Raw genomic sequence first — 16,888 nt, forward strand, 5'->3', positions numbered from 1 at the left:
CTAAAAAATCCCGAGTTGAGGATCCGCCCCCGTCCGCCCCACCCGCGAGATTGACAAACTATATAGGAACACCCCCCCTCCCGCGTTGTTGACATGTCACGTACAATGCTTATAGGCACACACCAAGGGTAGAAAGGGCTGTCATGCAATTTGGCATTTTTACGGTCGGAGACGTAACCACCGATCCAACGACGGGCGAAACCCCATCTGAGGCGGAGCGAATCCGCAATATTACGGAAATCGCGCTCAAGGCGGAAGAAGTGGGCCTCGATGTCTTCGCCACCGGCGAGCACCACAACCCGCCTTTCGTCCCCTCCTCCCCGACGACCCATCTGGCCTATATTGCCGCGCAGACTAAGCGCCTGCAGCTTTCTACCTCCACGACGCTAATTACAACCAATGACCCGGTAAAGATCGCGGAAGATTACGCCTTTTTGCAGCACCTTTCCGGCGGCCGTGTGGATCTGATGATGGGGCGCGGCAATACCGGCCCCGTCTACCCGTGGTTTGGCAAAGATATCCGCCAAGGCATCCCCTTAGCCGTGGAAAATTACCACTTGCTGCGCCGCCTGTGGCGGGAAAATAGCGTCAACTGGGAGGGCAAATTCCGCACCCCGTTGCAGGCGTTTACCTCCACCCCAGCTCCCCTTGACGGCGTCCCGCCGTTTGTATGGCACGGCTCCATTCGCTCTACCCAGATTGCAGAACAAGCGGCCTATTACGGCGACGGATTTTTCCACAATAATATCTTCTGGAATCAAGAACACACGGCCAAGATGGTCAGCATGTATCGGCGCCGCTTTGCCTCCTATGGCCACGGCCAAGCAGACCAGGCCATCGTGGGGCTCGGCGGCCAGGTATTCATTGGCGATACTGAAGAGGAAGCAAAGAAGTTCTTCCGCCCCTATTTCGATAACGCACCCGTGTACGGGCACGGACCAAGCCTGGAGGAATTTACTGATTACACCCCGCTGACAGTGGGTACCGCAGAGCAGATTATTGAGCGCACCCTGAAATTTGCGGACTACGTGGGCGATTACCAACGCCAGCTTTTCCTCGTTGATCACGCGGGGTTGCCGCTAGAAGTTGTGCTCAAGCAGATAGAAATTCTTGGCACGCAAGTCGTCCCAGAGCTTCGCCGGCGCTTTGAGCAGCGACGACCAGACCATGTACCCTCAGACCCACCAACGCATGCCACGCTCAAGCAGCACCCAGATTCCCCACACTTTCGCGTAAGCCCTGGAAAGGAGGACTAAACAATGCGATCTTTGGTTGTCCTCACGGCCGGGCTCTCGGAGCCTTCGTCTACCCGGCAATTAGCTGAGACTATTGCAGAAGCCACCGAAGCGAAGATTTCCGCACGCGGTGAAGGCGTGACCACCCACATCATTGAGGTGCGCACCCTTGCTTCTGAGTTGGCCACGGCCATGACCAATTGGGCGGCCCCGACGCCCCAATTAGATGAAGCAAAAGAGATGCTTTCTACGGCCGATGGCTTTATTGCCGTCACGCCTGCCTTCCAAGGCAGCTACTCCGGGCTGTTCAAGATGTTTTTTGATGTCTTGGATGCGCACGCCTTGGAGGAGCTGCCCACTATCTTGGCCGCTACGGGCGGTTCACCGCGCCACGCGCTCATCTTGGACTATGCGCTGCGCCCCCTATTGAATTACCTGCACGCCCACGTCGTTCCAACCGGAATTTTCCAGGCAACAGAAGATCTGGGCACCGCCGAGGGCGCGCGCATTCGCAGCCGCATCGAGCGCGCCGCTACCCAGCTTGCGGATCAGATGATCCGCCCAACGGATCGGGTCGCCGGGCTTGCCGGTGCCCCTAAGCCTGGCCCCCATTCCCGCCCTACTGGAATCGGAGCGGACGAGGAATTCCTGCCGCTTGAGCAGATTTTGGCCCAGTACGACGGAAATCACTAGCGCCGCAATACCTATCGCATATTCTAAAATTGATAGATGTCACATATTTCTCTACGCTTGAATTTTAGAATGCTCGACTCGGATCCCCGCGCCTGAGAAAATCTCTTTTTCATGCTCTTGGACTGTTAACTCTCTTGCTACGAAGAAAGGTTTCTTAAGGCTTTCACCATGACTATTAGCGTTACTGACATTTTCGCCATCGGCATTGGCCCCTCCTCCTCACACACGGTTGGGCCGATGCGCGCCGCGAAGCAATTTCTAGAATCCCTCGATACCCATCCCGCCCGCGTATCCGCGGAGCTACGCGGCTCACTTGCCGCCACTGGACGTGGCCACGCCTCCGACCGCGCCGTCATTCTAGGACTCGCCGGCTGGGAGCCGCTGACCGTTCCCATCGATGCCGAGCCACAAGCTGGCGGCATAATCCCCAGCGAAGGCACCATTTCCGGACCTTCTGGCACCGTCGACTACGAAATTACCTTTGAAAACGAGCCACTGCCCCAGCACCCCAACGGCATGATCTTCAAGGCCTGGGACGCAGATGGCACCGTCTTGGCTGAAGACGAGCAGTACTTCTCCGTCGGCGGTGGCTTCATCCTCTCCCGCAAAGAGTTAGACGCGGAGATGGCCGATAGCCACGAAGTGCCCGCCGGCGTTGCCGCAGCAACCGTCGAAGATACCGTGCCTTATGAATTCACCACCGGTGAAGAACTGCTCAATCTCTGCGAGGCCAACGACAAAGATATTTGGGAAATCGTCCTCGCCAATGAGGAAGTACTCCATCAGGACGAGGGCGGCGCGGATTTTGTCCTGCGCCACTTGGACCTCGTGTGGGACATCATGCGCGAATGCGTGACCGATGGCATTTCGACCAAGGGCCTCTTGCCCGGTGGTCTCCGAGTGCCGCGGCGTGCCCCCAAGATGTATGCGCAGCTGCTCGAGCAGAAAAATGACCCACACTCTGGATTTTCCGCCATGGAATGGGTCAACCTCTTCGCCTTAGCGGTCAACGAGCAAAACGCTGCGGGCGGCCGTGTCATTACCGCGCCCACCAACGGCGCCTGCGGCATCATTCCCGCAGTCTTGCACTATGCGCGCGATTTCCATGGTGGCTTCTGCCGTGAATCCGCACGCCGCTACCTGCTCACCGCCGGCGCAATCGGCATGATCATCAAACAAAATGCCTCCATTTCCGGCGCCGAGGTGGGCTGCCAGGGAGAAGTCGGCTCCGCCTCGTCCATGTCCGCTGCGGGAATGGCAGCACTCCTTGGCGCAACGCCTGCTCAGGTAGAAAATGCGGCAGAGATCGCCCTTGAGCACAACCTCGGCCTTACCTGTGACCCGGTAGGTGGCTTAGTGCAGATCCCCTGTATTGAGCGCAACGCCATCGGCGCGGTGAAATCCATTAACGCCGCCCGCATGGCAATGATGGGTGAAGGCACCCACCACGTCACCCTAGATAATGCCGTACAAACCATGGCGGATACGGGCCGAGATATGCTCTCCAAGTACAAGGAGACCTCCCTCGGCGGCTTGGCCAAGACGATGGGCTTTAGCGTTTCCCAGGTGGAGTGCTAATCAGTCAAAAGCACATAAAAGGGCGGCACCGAGTAATTTCGGTGCCCCCCTTTTTGATCCTGCGTTTAGCCTTCTAGATCGCGCCCCAGGAGGGCAACTAGCTGCGATAGCTCTACGTCCCGCTGTTCGTGGGCGGCCAAGTCCTTCACTGCAACGGTGCCATTGTCTAGTTCTTGGTCTCCCAAGACCAGAGCAAAGCGCGCGCCCGCGCGGTCAGCGCCCTTCATCGCCCCCTTGAGGCCGCGATCACCAAAGGACATGTCCGCGGCGATTCCCGCCTTGCGCAGGTCATTGATGATCCCAGTCATGCGGCGCTTGGCCGCTGCGCCCAAGGCAATGCCGTAGACGTCCACGCGGGAATCACTGCCTTCTAAGGTGATTCCCTCCGCCTCGAGGGCGAGGATGGCGCGGTCGACGCCGAGGCCATAGCCGATGCCCGAGAGATCTTGGCCGCCAAGCTGCGCCATCAACCCGTCATAACGGCCACCGCCGCCAATACCGGATTGCGCACCCAGGCCATCATGGACGAATTCAAAACAGGTCTTGGTGTAGTAGTCCAAGCCGCGCACCATGCGCGGGTTGATTTCGTAGGCAACACCCATATCATCCAGCATGCCGGTTACGGTCTCAAAGTGCTCGCGGCACTCGGCGTTGAGGTAGTCGAGCATCAAAGGGGCATCGGCAAGCTGCTCCTGCATGTCTGGGCGCTTATCGTCCAAGACGCGCAAGGGATTGATCTCCGCGCGGCGGCGGGTTTCCTCATCCAAGTCCAGCTTAAACAGGAATTCCTGCAGCTTTTCGCGGTAGGCGGGCCGGCAATTCCGGTCGCCCAAGCTGGTCAATTCCAGGCGGTACCCGGAAAGTCCCAGGGCCCTATAGGAGCGATCCGCCAGGGCGATGACCTCAGCATCCAATGCTGGATCGTCGACGCCAATGGCTTCCACGCCAACCTGCTGAAGCTGGCGGTAGCGCCCTGCCTGCGGGCGCTCATAGCGGAAGAACGGCCCGCTGTAGTTTAGCTTCACTGGCAGCTGACCGCGATCCAAATTGTGTTGAATGACCGAGCGCATAACGCCCGCCGTTCCCTCTGGGCGCAAGGTCACAGAGCGATCACCGCGATCTGCAAAGGTGTACATCTCCTTGGAGACCACGTCGGTAGATTCGCCCACGCCGCGGGCAAAGAGCGCGGTATCTTCAAAAATGGGCAATTCAATGTGCTGAAAGCCGGAAAGATGCGCCTGTTCCACCATGGTCTGGCGGACCTTATAAAAAGTCGCAGACTCTGGTGGGTAATAATCTGGCACACCCTTCGGTGCGGACAGTGCCTGGAACCGCTTCTCTTCACTCATGGTCACTAGAGTACCCCATGGGATTTTCGCAGGAATGGGTTGGTCGCCCTCTCCTGACGCATGGTTGAGGTTGGGCCGTGGCCGGGAAGAATGTCCAGCTCATCGTCTAAATCCCACACCGGCCCCGCCAATGAATCCAGCATGGCCTGTGGATTAGAATCCGGAAGATCAACGCGCCCCATTCCCCCGGCAAAAAGTACGTCACCGGTAAGGGCAAAAGTATCCGAAATGATCAATACACACCCCGGCGAATGGCCAGGGGCGTGCTGGAGGGTGAATGTATGCCCGATTAGCTCTAGTTCTTCCCCACCGTGGAGTTCGCGGAGATCGGCAATGGGTACCATGCTCGAGGCTTGGAATAGCTCCTGTGCCTGGGCGGAGACACCCTCCCCAGAATCCAACATGAACCTATCTGCGGGGTGAATATAAACGGGGATATCGAGCTTCTGCGCCAAATCCCCGGCCTCGCGGGTGTGGTCAATGTGGCCGTGCGTGAGCACGATAGCTTCATAGTCATAGTCGTGCGATATAACCTGCGACATGGAATCCATGCCCGGATCCACGATGAAGGCGCGCTTTCCCTCCGCCGCGATATAGGTATTCGTGCGAAATGGGCCCGCAGTAAATCCTTTAATGTCCATGGCTCAAGTCTAACGAGGCTCGCACCCATCGCGCCTCCCTGATCGCATCGGCACTCTGGATTCTAGTACGAAGCAAGCATGTAAAAAGCACCCAGCCTTCGCGCCCACAGCCACGGAGGGTTGTGGGAAAGGCTGGGTGCTGGATTTAATGAGCCTGCCGGCTTAAAGCTTTACTGCAAGGCGGCAAGAGCCTTGTCGTAGTCCGGCTCAGTGGTTACCTCTGGCACCAACTCGTTGTAGATGACCTTGTGGTCAGCGTCGGTGACTACAACGGAGCGTGCCAATAGGCCCTTGAGTGGGGAGCCTTGCAAGGTCACGCCGAACTTCTCGCCAAAATCGGAGCGGAAATCGGACGCGGTGTCCACGTTTTCAATGCCCTCTGCGGCGCAGAAACGATCCAGCGCGAAGGGTAGGTCGCGGGAGACGGACAAGACAACGGTATTGTCTAGGCCCGCAGCCTTTTCATTAAAGGTGCGCAGCTGCTGCTGGCACACGCCCGTATCGATGGAAGGGAAAATCGAGATAACGAGGCGCTTGCCCTCGAAATCCTTATTGGTGACCTCAGAAAGGTCGGTGCCAACGAGGGTGAACTCTGGGATGGGCTCCCCTACTGCGGGAAGTTCACCAGCGGTTTGGGTAGGTTCGTCAGAAAATTTAACTTCAGCCATGGCCCCGAGCGTACTGATACTTTTGCTTCCCCGCTATAGCTCACCGCTTATTGCTGATGCCAATCCCCGAGCCAAGTCAGCCCCACGTCCGCAAAACCGCTAAAATCGTCCTAGTTGAGACACGTCACCGATAATCGCTAGAAAGGTTGTCCCACGGTGCCAGATAATAAAAAGCGCGGAGAAGACGCGCTGCACAAGCTCGACCGCGAGCTAAAGTCCCGTGACCGCAAACAAAAGACTCGTCCTTTTGGTGTCGCCTTAGCCTCGCTCGTCGTCATCCTCGGCATCGCGGGAGGAATTTACTTCCTCTCCACCCGCGATGGCTCTGAGGGCGACATCCAGGCGGAAGATACCTCGGAAGCTCAGACCACGCAGGAAACCCCCAAGGCGGAGCCCTTGAGCGGCAAGCGCGCGGAAGCCCTGCCGGCAACCGTTCAGTGCGAGTATGAGGACAATGGGCAGGATGGCCACGGTGCCAAGAAGCCCGACGGCAAGGATATTTCCACCGAGGGCACTGTCACCGTATCCTTCGATACCACCCAGGGCCCGATCGAGATGGACCTAGACCGCGCCACCGCGCCTTGCACCACCCACGCCATTTCGGAACTGGCTGACTCCGGCTTCTACGATGACACCGTCTGCCACCGCATGACCTCTGGTGGCTTGAATGTGCTCCAATGCGGCGATCCCACCGGTTCCGGTTCCGGCGGCCCAGGCTTCAGCTTTGCTGATGAATACCCCACCGATGAAACTGATGACGAGGACGCACAAAACCCCGTTGTCTACCCCCGCGGCTCCGTTGCTATGGCCAATAGCGGTCCGGATACCAACGGCTCCCAGTTCTTCCTTAACTACGATGACTCGGAGTTACCTCCTAACTACACCTACTTCGGCACCATCACCGAAGATGGCTTAAAGACCCTAGACAAGATTGCCAAGGCCGGCGTAGACACCGGTAATCAAGGTGACAATCCAGGCGGCCAGAAGGATGGCAAGCCTGCAGAAGAGGTAAAGATCAAAAAGGCTACGGTAAAGGCCTAGTCTGCGGCATCGGCGCTTGCCGATGCCTCCCCCATTCCCTCTACATTTGCCTCACCCCAGCACACTGCACGAACTATATCGTGGCGTGGCGCTGGGGCATTTTCATATCTGATGCTTTGCCTTAAATACCCTTCTACCTTCGCTTAACTCCAGAAAGCACATCCTTCCCATTCACACCATCTGCATTAATCACCCCCTCCAAACACCCCCATTCCTTATTGATAATGTTTTTTATTAAACTCAGCTTGGGTAATTCAGACAGCTACGCAGCCGTCTAATATCCAAAAAATTTGAACACCACAAGCTTGACAGGAAACACAATGAAGCTTTTCTCCCGCAAGGCCTTCCTCGCCGGCGCAACCGCCCTATCCGTTACTCTCGCTGGCACCACCGTGGCCACTGCCGCGGAGAATGTGAACACCGTTGCTCAGGGCTCTTCTACTGCCTCCACCGGCACTCCTAGCCAGAAGATTGATTCGGACGCAAATAAGGAAAACGACGCCAAGAATACGCAAGCCTTGTCTTCCAAGGACGCGAATCCTGAGTCCGTCAAGGCCTGGATCGAAGTCATTACTGCTGCTGTCGGCGCACTGGGCACTCTCTTCGCTTTCGCCAATAAGTACATCAACATCGATGACCTTCTAAAGAACTTCAAACTTCCTTTCTAGACGTTGATGCCTCTTGAGGGCGATTAACCGCCGTGCTCTTATTTATCTGCACGGCGGTTGTACGAAAAGTAGTCCTGAAGTTCTTCCCCCTCTATCAATTCTTTAAGACTCTTTGGCCGGTTTGATATACCCAGAGCCAACGAGGTCATTAAAGATATCTGGGTCTATGTCCTGACCATTCTTGATGACAGATATGTGCCCGGTGGGCTCTAAAACCATAATCTGAACGTCTTCCATGCGGGCTAAACCAGCCTTTCGCACCGCGGAATACACGTCAGAGCGAGTGATGTGCGAAACGGTGAGGTTATCGTCAATCATCTCGCCTTGAAAGACGATGAGAACTGGACGCCGATCCAAAAACCGCGTCCACTTCACCACCTTGCGGATGGTACCGAACGCCGCTTCCAGGGCCATCAGCGTTGTCAGCCCAATAACACCCGCCGCTAATGTGGGCGGAACGCCGATGATCACACGCCCGGCAACGGCACCGAACATAATAATGATGATCGCGTCAGAGGCCGTCATGGAGGTCAATACGCGGGAACCAAAAATTTTTACCAAGACCATAAAGGCAAGATAGATGCCTAATGTTGACAACATAACCACGGGAACTCGATGAAGCTCGATCCCTAGTTGAAAAGTAGCCTCGCGTAAAAACCGTTCAAAGATATCCACGGCTTTTGAGGTTACTAGGATGCAACACACTGCACAGAAAAATAAGCGCTTTCCCCCCTTGTAAGCGAGGAAAAGCGCTTTACGTGTATCCGCGGGATTGGATTCTTAATTAAATGTGAAAGGTCTTGCGCAGGTCATCAAAGATCGCCCGCAGTGGTGCAGGCAGCAACTGGGGGTTCAATCCAATAATGGCGATTCCTGCCGCTAGTACCGCCACAATGGCAAGGGCTGCACCACCAAAGGAGGAACCTTGCGGTACCTTCGGGGCACCATCGGCGTCACCCAATTCCACGGGCAGGATTGCTTGCGTGCCAGCATCGGTGGTGATTTCTAGGTTCTGGGAGCCAGTCAGGCCTTCTGGAACGGTCAGCGTGACCTGCGCACGTCCGCGCTCGCCAAATTGGTCATCGCCTTCCTGCTTGGAGTTGTCAATATCGGCAGATACTTCCTCATCCCCCAACTTCACCGTAACGGTCTTAGCCATTGGCTCGCCCTCACTGGTGTAGTTCAAGCTGGACAGATCGACGGTTATTTCTTTGCCTGGGGCAATATCGCCATCGATGTGGGCGCCGATTTGACCTTGTCCCTTGCGGACCTCAGATTCGCCGGACGCGATGTAGTCGATCATGGCTTGGGCGTCCATGTATCCCACATCGTTTTTGTCCTTGATGGAGCCTGCCTCAAAGTAGCCATCGCCGCCCTTTTCGCTGTCGCTGGAAGCGAGGAAGGAAGAAAGCGCGATGGAGTAGTCCTTATTCGGGTCGAGGGGCTCGCCATTAACGGTCACGGCCTTGACGCGCTCACCGTGGGACGCCTTGTGGTCGTAGACCACCTGGACATTATTGGACAGCCCCATGGCAAGACGCGGCCTACTACCCTCCTGCCACTGATTTTCCAGTGCGGTGATGAAGTCCTTGCCGGAGACCTTCGCGGTAATAACGGAGTTACCAAACGGCTGGACCTCAGAGATGTCTTTGTACGTGACATCGCCACCCTGCAAATCGGCGCGCACGCCGCCGGCATTCATCACGCCGAGGTCGATGTCCTCGCCTACCTGCTTGCTCATGGCATAACGCTGCCCTTCCGCGATGAAGTTATTCAGGGTGGACTCGACACCGCGGTTGGAGCCTGGCTTTTGCCCCTCATCGGAACCGCGGAACAAGTCGGTTTCGACTGTGCCAGCGCTCTTCGAGCCTTCTACCTCGGCCTCATCCTGTGCCTTCTTAACGATGCCCCCAATCTCCGCATCCGGCTCTACCTGCGCCGCAGCAGTCGCGTCGTACTGCTTGAGCTCAATGCTTTTTATCTTGCCCGCAGCCTTGTCGTAGGTAATATCGGCATCGTTCAGCAGCTTGCCGTACTCGTGGCCTTGCGCCCACTGCAGTGGCAACGCGCCCTCGCGCTCAACCGTGCCCTGGGTCTTCTGGTGGGTATCGCCACCAAAGAGGATATCGACATCCTTATTAATGCCCTTTGCGTATTCCTCCGCATCCTCGTGGAAGAGGGAGACCACGACATCTGCCTCGCCGCTTTCCTTCAAGCGGGTGGCTTCCTTATTCGTTGCCTCAACAGGATCAGTAAAGGTAACGCCCGGAATCTTTGCCGCAGATACCTTGAACTTGGTGTTTTGGGTAACGGTGCCGACGTAGCCGACCTTCACGCCGTCGATTTCTTCCACATGGGAGGCGTCCAAAATCGGTTTGCCGTCTTTTAACACATTGGCGCCGAGGATGGGATAGTCAGAAGCGGGCTGGATACGGTCCGTTAGGTCCTCGGTGCCCTTGTCGAATTCGTGGTTGCCGACTGCGGTGACCTTCATACCCATAGCATTGAGGGCCTCGAGGGTGTACTTGTCATCCGAGATGGCCGAGACGAATGCAGAACCGCCCACGTTATCGCCCGAAGAAGTGAGATTGAACTCCTGGCCTTCGTTGACCTGTTTGATAAGCGATTGCAGGCGAGCCACACCAATCTCATCGCCCGCCTTAGCTGGGTCGCTCAGGCCATCTTCCAGGTGACCGTGCAAGTCAGTGATATTGGTGACCGAGATGGTGGTCGTGTTCTCCTGCGCTAGGGCGTGTGTGCCGGAGAGCGCGACGGCGGTGGCGGTAGTAGCGGCCACCAACTGGCCAATGCGGCGGAACTGCATTATTACTCCTGTGTCGTAGAAAGCATTCAGACAATTTGTACCGCTTTCTTAACCAATCCGCAGGAAGCGCGTCCGCTTTGAACTGGGCATTTACCTTTCCTCCGTCAAGTGTTCACTCAATCGTCATGTGCCCGTAGCCCGCGCGTTGCCTCTACCCAGCAACCGCGCAGGGAGGTGGTCAGATGTCAAGCGGTTACGCGGTCACGCGGTAGACGTCAAAGACGCCCTCGGTATTTCGCAGCGTCGTCATCAAGGAACCCAGCTGTTTGGTATCCGAGACAGAGAAGGTAAATCGCATCGTGGCGATTTGGTCCTCGCCGCGGTTCGAATTCATCGTCAGCACATTAATGTTCTGGTCACTTAGTACCCGCGTCAGCTCAGACAGCAAGCCCTGACGGTCCAATGCCTCAAGCTGCAGCGTGGCGGAAAACGCACCGGTAGAAGAGGTACCAGAGGACCATTCGACCTTTAGCATGCGTTCCGGCTCGGATTTGAGCTTTTCCGCGTTGGCGCAGTCCGCACGGTGCACGGACACTCCACCGCCACGGGTGACGAAGCCAAAAATGGCATCCCCAGGCACCGGCTGGCAGCACTTCGCAAGCTTCGCCATGACATCAGGGCTTCCCTCCACCAAGATGCCGGTGCCGGAGGCGGAGTCCTTAGTATGCTGCGCGCGGGAATGCTCAAGCTCCGAAAGCGGGGTTCGGGAGGCAAGCGCATCCACAGCATCTTCGCGGTCGCCGAACAAGGCCACCAGTTGGTTGGCCACGTGTTGTGCGGAGACATGCCCTGCACCGATGGCCGTGTACAGGGCGTCGACATCGGAATAGTGCAGCTGTTCTGCCACCTGCTTCATTGAGCTGGCGGTAAACAGACGGTGCATCGGTAAGCCGCCGCGCTGCACCTCCGTGGCTAAGGCATCGCGCCCAGCTTCGAGGTGTTCCTCGCGCCTTTCCTTGGCAAACCACTGGCGGACCTTTGCCTTCGCCCGCGGGGAGACCAAGAATTCCTGCCAATCGCGCGATGGACCGGCATTGGGATCCTTGGAGGTAAAGATTTCTACCTTGTCGCCGGATTTCAGCGGCGATTCTAGCGCCACCAATTTGCCGTTGACCTTGGCGCCAATGCAGCGGTGGCCAACCTCCGTATGCACGGCGTAGGCGAAATCCACCGGGGTGGAGCCCGCTGGCAAATCCACAACATCGCCCTTCGGGGTAAAGGCAAAAATCTGGCGCGCCGTCAGGTCATAGCGCAAGGAATCGAGGAACTCATTGGGATCCGCCGCCTCCTTTTGCCAGTCCAGCAGCTGGCGCATCCAGGCCATCTGGTCCACCTCGTCTTGGTGCCCAGAATTTTTTCCCTTCGTTTCCTTATAACGCCAGTGCGCGGCGACGCCGAATTCGGCGTTGTAATGCATCTCGTGGGTACGGACCTGTACCTCTAGGGTCGCTCCGCCGTCTGCCAGCACCGTGGTGTGCAAAGACTGGTAAACGCCGAAGCGCGGGGAGGAAATATAATCCTTAAAACGCCCAGGCAAAGCCTGGTAAATGGAGTGAACAACGCCAATGGCGGCATAACAGCTATTGATGTCATCCACCAATACACGGATGCCCACTAGGTCAAAGATCTCGGCAAACTCGCGGCCACGAACGACCATCTTTTGATAGATGGACCAGTAATGCTTCGGTCGGCCCATTACCTCGGCCTCGATGCCATTTTCTTTTAAGGCGGCGCTAACTTGGGTGATGATTTCCTTCAGGGCGCGATCGCGCGAAGGCGCGCGCTCTGCCACCATGCGGACGATTTCGTCATACTTTTTGGGATACAGGATGGCAAAAGACAGATCCTCTAGTTCCCATTTCACGCTCGCCATGCCCAGCCGGTGGGCCAAGGGGGCAATGACCTCTAGCGTTTGGCGCGCCTTTTTGGCCTGTTTTTCCGGCGGCAAGAAGCGCATGGTGCGCATATTGTGCAGCCGGTCGCTGACCTTAATGACGAGGACGCGCGGATCGTTGGCCATGGCGACGATCATCTTACGGATGGTCTCGGCCTCGGCCGCAGCACCCAACGCCACCTTGTCCAGCTTGGTCACACCATCAACAAGCCTGGCAACTTCGGGCCCGAAGTCTCGGGTCAGATCCTCCAGCGTGTAATCGGTATCCTCCACGGTATCGTGCAAAAGTGCTGCCACGATGGTGGTGGTATCCATACCGATTTCCGCGGCAATCGTAGCTACGGCAAGAGGGTGCGTAATATACGGTTCGCCCGACTTGCGAAATACTCCCTCATGCAACCTTTCCGCGGTGTTATAGGCAGCGTTGAGTAATTCCGCATCCGCCTTGGGGTGGAATTTCCGGTGAATGGACATGAGGGGATCGAGCACCGGGTTAATCTTTACCCGCCCGCCGGTCAGTGACCGGGCAAGCCGGGCAGACATGCTCCGCATCCCGTTATTAGCCTGGCGTTTTGCTGACTTATCCGTGGCCATCTCTACCGCCCTTCACAATGCCGCAGCCTATATTGCTGACTGCAGAGCCTTTCCAGATCGTGTGATCTAGCTTAGACACACCATCTTAGTCAGCGTCATCCAGCACAATGAGCGGCGGGCCCGATAAGCGTTCACGGCCGTTAAGCCCCTTAACTTCGAGCACCACGACGTTGCCCGCTACCTCGGCGCCCGCAGACTCAAGAAGCAGCTTGGCGCCGTGGAGGGTGCCGCCGGTGGCCAGGACATCATCGACAAGCACCACGCGCTTGCCCTTCACATCGACGCCACTGGCTGGAATCTCCAGCGCGGCCGAGCCATATTCCAGCTCGTATTCCTCGGTATATACCGGCGGCGGAAGCTTGCCCTGTTTACGAATGGCCAAAATGCCCAGACCCAACTTGTACGCCACGGCAGAGCCCAGCAGGAACCCGCGGGCATCTAAGCCACCAATGAGATCCGCTCCCAGCTCCTCACACGCGGCCGCGAGTCCGTCAACAACGGCTTGAAATGCCTCAGGATCGGCTAATACCGGTGTGAGGTCTTCAAAAAGAATTCCTTTTTCCGGAAAATCCTGCACAAGGCGCACTTTATCGCGTAAAGCTTGTGCTGCTGATTCATAGTGAGAAGTCATCATCTTCCTTGAAACTAAATAGCGAGAATTAATTTAAGAGTGGATAAGGCCTAGGCTTTTTCCACAGGTTCTTGTGCCGATACGCGCCACCGGTCCATATTCCAGCCGATGCCCGAGATGCCAGTGTACGGCAGGACACCCTCCACGTCGCGGTGAACAATGAACACACGCGGCTGTGCGGCGACTGGAATAGAGGGAACGCTGTCCCAGAGCCGTTCTTCCTGCTCTTTGAGCTGCACCGAATTTTTGATGCTGGAGTCAGCGGCGGAGTACTCGGTCAGCGGATCGACCGCTCCCAAGAAGGCGTCGATGGTTGGCTCCCCCGTTTCTGGATCAGGGTTGAGATAAAACTGCGATAAGTGTTCATCCGCAGCATCCTCGATGGTAATGCCCGCCGGTTCACAGGAGGCGCGCAGCGCTTCGACCATCGCCTGATAGCGCTTATCTGGGCCAACGTAGCCCACCTTGATGGTGGTCCCGTTCAACTGGCCAGCCGCAGTCATGTCCGTTCCCTCGTGATCCTTCGCCACCGATCCTAGTGTTTGGGCTACCGGATCCTCGACAGAGACGGTGCGCAGATAAGCCGGTGGAACATCGACACCAGATACTTCGGAGCTCTTTTGCGCCATAGCTGCTTGGTCCACGCAGGCAGCGAATGCCTTCCTAGCGGAAGGTTCTGCAAAAATCCCAGCCTGCGATAGCGTCAGCGTGTCGGTTTGCAGGCCCACCTCGGTGGTCGTCTCAAACTCGGTTTTCTCTGCGCCCGCGGGGTCCTCCCCATTGGAGTTGCCTTCTTTATTCGAGTCAGATCCGTTTTTGGATTCGGGGGCTTCGTTGCCTTCCTCGGATTCTGCGTCCTTGCTTGCGTTCCCTGAGAGCCAGTCAGGCGCTGCAGTGGCGGAATCTGCCACCTTGAGAACGCCCTTATCCGCGAGTTCCTGTGCGTCGGCAGTACTCGGCCAAACGACGAGGCGATCCAAGGCAGGTTTGTCACCGCGATACTGCTCATTGGCTTTTAAGAAAATCTCGCCAGAATCGCCAACCTTATCCGCGGTAAATGGGCCGTAAGACACCTGCAACTCGGGGTCAAAGTCATCCTTGGCGGTGGAAAAACCGTAGCGCCACAAATCCGCTACCGGCTGCAGCGTCGCCATGTCTTCCGCGTGCAAGGCCGCATTGAGTTCTTCTACGGTCAAATCCGCCTTCTGCGCAAGCGCGTGTGCAGGCATGACGGTGCCAGGACCAAACATTTGGCGCCACCGATGTCCCTGGTCTTTCTGGAAAGTCAGCGTAAAGGCCTTGCTGTGCGGTGCACACTCGATATCCGCGATGTCATTCATCAGCGGCATATGCGAGGCAAATTCAACCGGGTGCGTGCCAGCCTTATAGGCAAGCAGGTAATCATCGCAGGTAACGGGGGTGCCATCGGAGAACGTGGCGTCATCGGCTAGCGTCAAACGCACGCTTTCCTGATCGCTATCTCCTGCCGGCGGAAGCTCCTCGGTCTCTACCAAATCCGCATTAGGAATGAGCTGCCCGGAGGGCCCCGGCACGAAAAGTCCGGGATAAAGCCGCGTCGAAAGCTGTGCCGCTGAAGTGGTGCTGCCGAAGGCGGTGCCGGCATTCGTCGTGGTCAGCTGAGAGTTGACCATATATCCGGCGTAGTTGTAGGACTCCGGATCGCTGGGCGTAGCCTGGTCACCGCTCTCGGATTCCTCACTGCTGCACGCGGCCGCTACCAGCGCAAGGGCGGAAAGCCCTACCGCAACTGTTGTGATTTTGGGACGGCGCCCCCACCACCGTGTGGTGCCTAATCTGCGTTCCACGGTACGCACAACCCCTTTTCTCCTAAAAAGACCAAGCCTTACTCTGCCTGATTATGCCTTGTTTAAGGGCACTTAGCGTCCCGGGCGCCACGTTGCACCGGTATGGCCGGAGGCACTGCTGCCGTGATCAGTTTGTTCTTCTGCCACTTCCTTGTGCGTCTTGGCCCCGACATCGGAAGGCGTGACCACCTTGCGCTTGCCAGAACCCGCCTCCGCTGGTTCACCGTCCTCAGACTTACCCGCGCGGTAATCCAGCACACGCTGCGTGTGCCGCTTGACGCGGTTAGTCCAATTAGCAAACGTCACCACCAACGGGGTGGCCAAGAAAATCGAGGAGAAAATACCCTCGATAACGCCGATCAACTGGATCAGCGCCAAATCGCGCAGCGTACCGATGCCCATAAGCCATACGGCGATGACGAACAACGCGATAATAGGCAGCGCGGAAATGATGGAGGTGGAAATGGAACGCATGACCGTCTGGTTAATCGCCAAGTTGGCGAGTTCCCCATAGGTCTTAGAACGTTGGCCTTCCAGCCCCGCCGTATTCTCATTGACCTTGTCAAAGACGATGACGGAGTCATAGATGGAGAAGGTCAGGACGGTGAGCAAACCGATGATGACGGCGGGAGAAACTTCAAATCCGAAGAGCGCGTAGATACCGGCGATGACGATGCCATCAATAATAAGCGCCAAAATGGCGGCAAACGCCATAATCTTTTGCAAGCGTACCGCCACATAGATAGTCGCTGCAACGAGGAATACGACCATAGCAAGGATCATGCGCTGCGTAATCGAGGAACCCCACGATTCGGACACGGTGGAAGAACCGATGGCGTCCGGGGTGGCCTCCCCGTTTTCATCCTTCGGTTGGAATTCCTCGTAGATAGCAGACCGGGCACTGTCTACTTCTTCTTGGCTCAAGCGCTCAGAGGTGATTTCCAGCGTCTCAGCATCACCGGCACCAACGATGCGCACTTGCTCCGGTTCAACGCCAGTGGAGTCCTCGAAGACGGTCGCTACTTCATCTTCTTTCAAGTCCCCAGCGGGCATGGACAAGGTGGTGCCACCCTCAAAGTCGAGGGAGAGCGTAAATCCACGAATCAAGATGGCGACGATGGCACCGACGAGGAGCGCGGCGGTAATCCCGTACCACCGTTTGGTGTGGCCAATGAAGTCATAGCCACGCTCGTCTTCATAGAGGCGATCTAAACGCGAAATCTTATTTTTAGTTGATACGGCCATG

The 16,888-nt window shown here is 56.9% G+C and carries 14 protein-coding genes; 5 read left to right on the plus strand and 9 right to left on the minus strand.

The genetic code is table 11. The features are described from left to right. The first annotated feature begins 143 nt into the window (after positions 1–143). The 3 genes from ABRP87_RS08735 to ABRP87_RS08745 all read left to right on the plus strand — a co-directional run bounded on the left by ABRP87_RS08735 (position 144) and on the right by ABRP87_RS08745 (position 3,506). On the plus strand, positions 144–1,256 hold the full coding sequence (locus tag ABRP87_RS08735) for an LLM class flavin-dependent oxidoreductase (protein WP_349868365.1): 1,113 nt from the start codon (positions 144–146) through the stop codon (positions 1,254–1,256). Between the two features lie 3 nt (positions 1,257–1,259). Further along, entirely contained in the window at positions 1,260–1,928 is a 669-nt protein-coding gene (locus ABRP87_RS08740) for an FMN reductase (protein WP_349868367.1), read from the plus strand. 168 nt (positions 1,929–2,096) lie between these two features. Beyond that, positions 2,097–3,506, plus strand: coding sequence for an L-serine ammonia-lyase (locus ABRP87_RS08745; protein ID WP_349868368.1), 1,410 nt, complete (start codon positions 2,097–2,099; stop codon positions 3,504–3,506). A gap of 65 nt (positions 3,507–3,571) precedes the next feature. On the opposite strand, the gene hisS is transcribed toward ABRP87_RS08745, so the two are convergent. The 3 genes from hisS to tpx all read right to left on the minus strand — a co-directional run bounded on the left by hisS (position 3,572) and on the right by tpx (position 6,164). Then, positions 3,572–4,855: a histidine--tRNA ligase gene (gene hisS / locus ABRP87_RS08750; RefSeq protein ID WP_349868371.1), complete on the minus strand. Its 1,284-nt coding sequence runs from the start codon at positions 4,853–4,855 to the stop codon at positions 3,572–3,574. 5 nt (positions 4,856–4,860) lie between these two features. Continuing rightward, positions 4,861–5,496 (minus strand): MBL fold metallo-hydrolase, encoded by a 636-nt coding sequence (locus ABRP87_RS08755; protein WP_349853759.1) that lies wholly within the window; start codon positions 5,494–5,496, stop codon positions 4,861–4,863. A gap of 170 nt (positions 5,497–5,666) precedes the next feature. Beyond that, positions 5,667–6,164, minus strand: coding sequence for a thiol peroxidase (gene tpx / locus ABRP87_RS08760; protein ID WP_023022567.1), 498 nt, complete (start codon positions 6,162–6,164; stop codon positions 5,667–5,669). A gap of 156 nt (positions 6,165–6,320) precedes the next feature. On the opposite strand from tpx, the gene ABRP87_RS08765 reads away from it, so the two are divergent. Together ABRP87_RS08765 and ABRP87_RS08770 are read left to right on the plus strand one after the other, a co-directional pair. After that, positions 6,321–7,205 (plus strand): peptidylprolyl isomerase, encoded by an 885-nt coding sequence (locus ABRP87_RS08765; protein WP_023022569.1) that lies wholly within the window; start codon positions 6,321–6,323, stop codon positions 7,203–7,205. 320 nt (positions 7,206–7,525) lie between these two features. Next, entirely contained in the window at positions 7,526–7,873 is a 348-nt protein-coding gene (locus tag ABRP87_RS08770; protein ID WP_349868374.1) for a hypothetical protein, read from the plus strand. Between the two features lie 102 nt (positions 7,874–7,975). Here the strand turns inward: ABRP87_RS08770 and ABRP87_RS08775 are convergent, their stop codons facing one another. The 6 genes from ABRP87_RS08775 to secF form a co-directional block, all read right to left on the minus strand. After that, a complete protein-coding gene (locus ABRP87_RS08775) occupies positions 7,976–8,548 on the minus strand; it encodes a DUF421 domain-containing protein (RefSeq protein ID WP_502879297.1) in 573 nt (190 codons plus the stop codon). A 109-nt stretch (positions 8,549–8,657) separates the two neighbouring features. Continuing rightward, complete coding sequence (locus ABRP87_RS08780) at positions 8,658–10,697, minus strand: bifunctional metallophosphatase/5'-nucleotidase (protein ID WP_349868376.1); 2,040 nt, start codon at positions 10,695–10,697, stop codon at positions 8,658–8,660. A 193-nt stretch (positions 10,698–10,890) separates the two neighbouring features. Further along, a complete protein-coding gene (locus ABRP87_RS08785) occupies positions 10,891–13,185 on the minus strand; it encodes a RelA/SpoT family protein (protein WP_349868378.1) in 2,295 nt (764 codons plus the stop codon). Between the two features lie 85 nt (positions 13,186–13,270). Then, positions 13,271–13,816, minus strand: a complete 546-nt coding sequence (locus ABRP87_RS08790) for an adenine phosphoribosyltransferase (RefSeq protein WP_349853790.1) — start codon at positions 13,814–13,816, stop codon at positions 13,271–13,273. Positions 13,817–13,866: 50 nt separating this feature from the next. After that, a complete protein-coding gene (locus ABRP87_RS08795; RefSeq protein ID WP_349868380.1) occupies positions 13,867–15,642 on the minus strand; it encodes an ABC transporter substrate-binding protein in 1,776 nt (591 codons plus the stop codon). A gap of 72 nt (positions 15,643–15,714) precedes the next feature. Beyond that, positions 15,715–16,887, minus strand: a complete 1,173-nt coding sequence (gene secF / locus ABRP87_RS08800; RefSeq protein WP_349868382.1) for a protein translocase subunit SecF — start codon at positions 16,885–16,887, stop codon at positions 15,715–15,717. Position 16,888 lies beyond the last annotated feature (1 nt).

This window comes from Corynebacterium sp. KPL2830 (assembly GCF_040225635.1).
In the GTDB taxonomy this organism is placed as follows: Bacteria; Actinomycetota; Actinomycetes; order Mycobacteriales; family Mycobacteriaceae; genus Corynebacterium.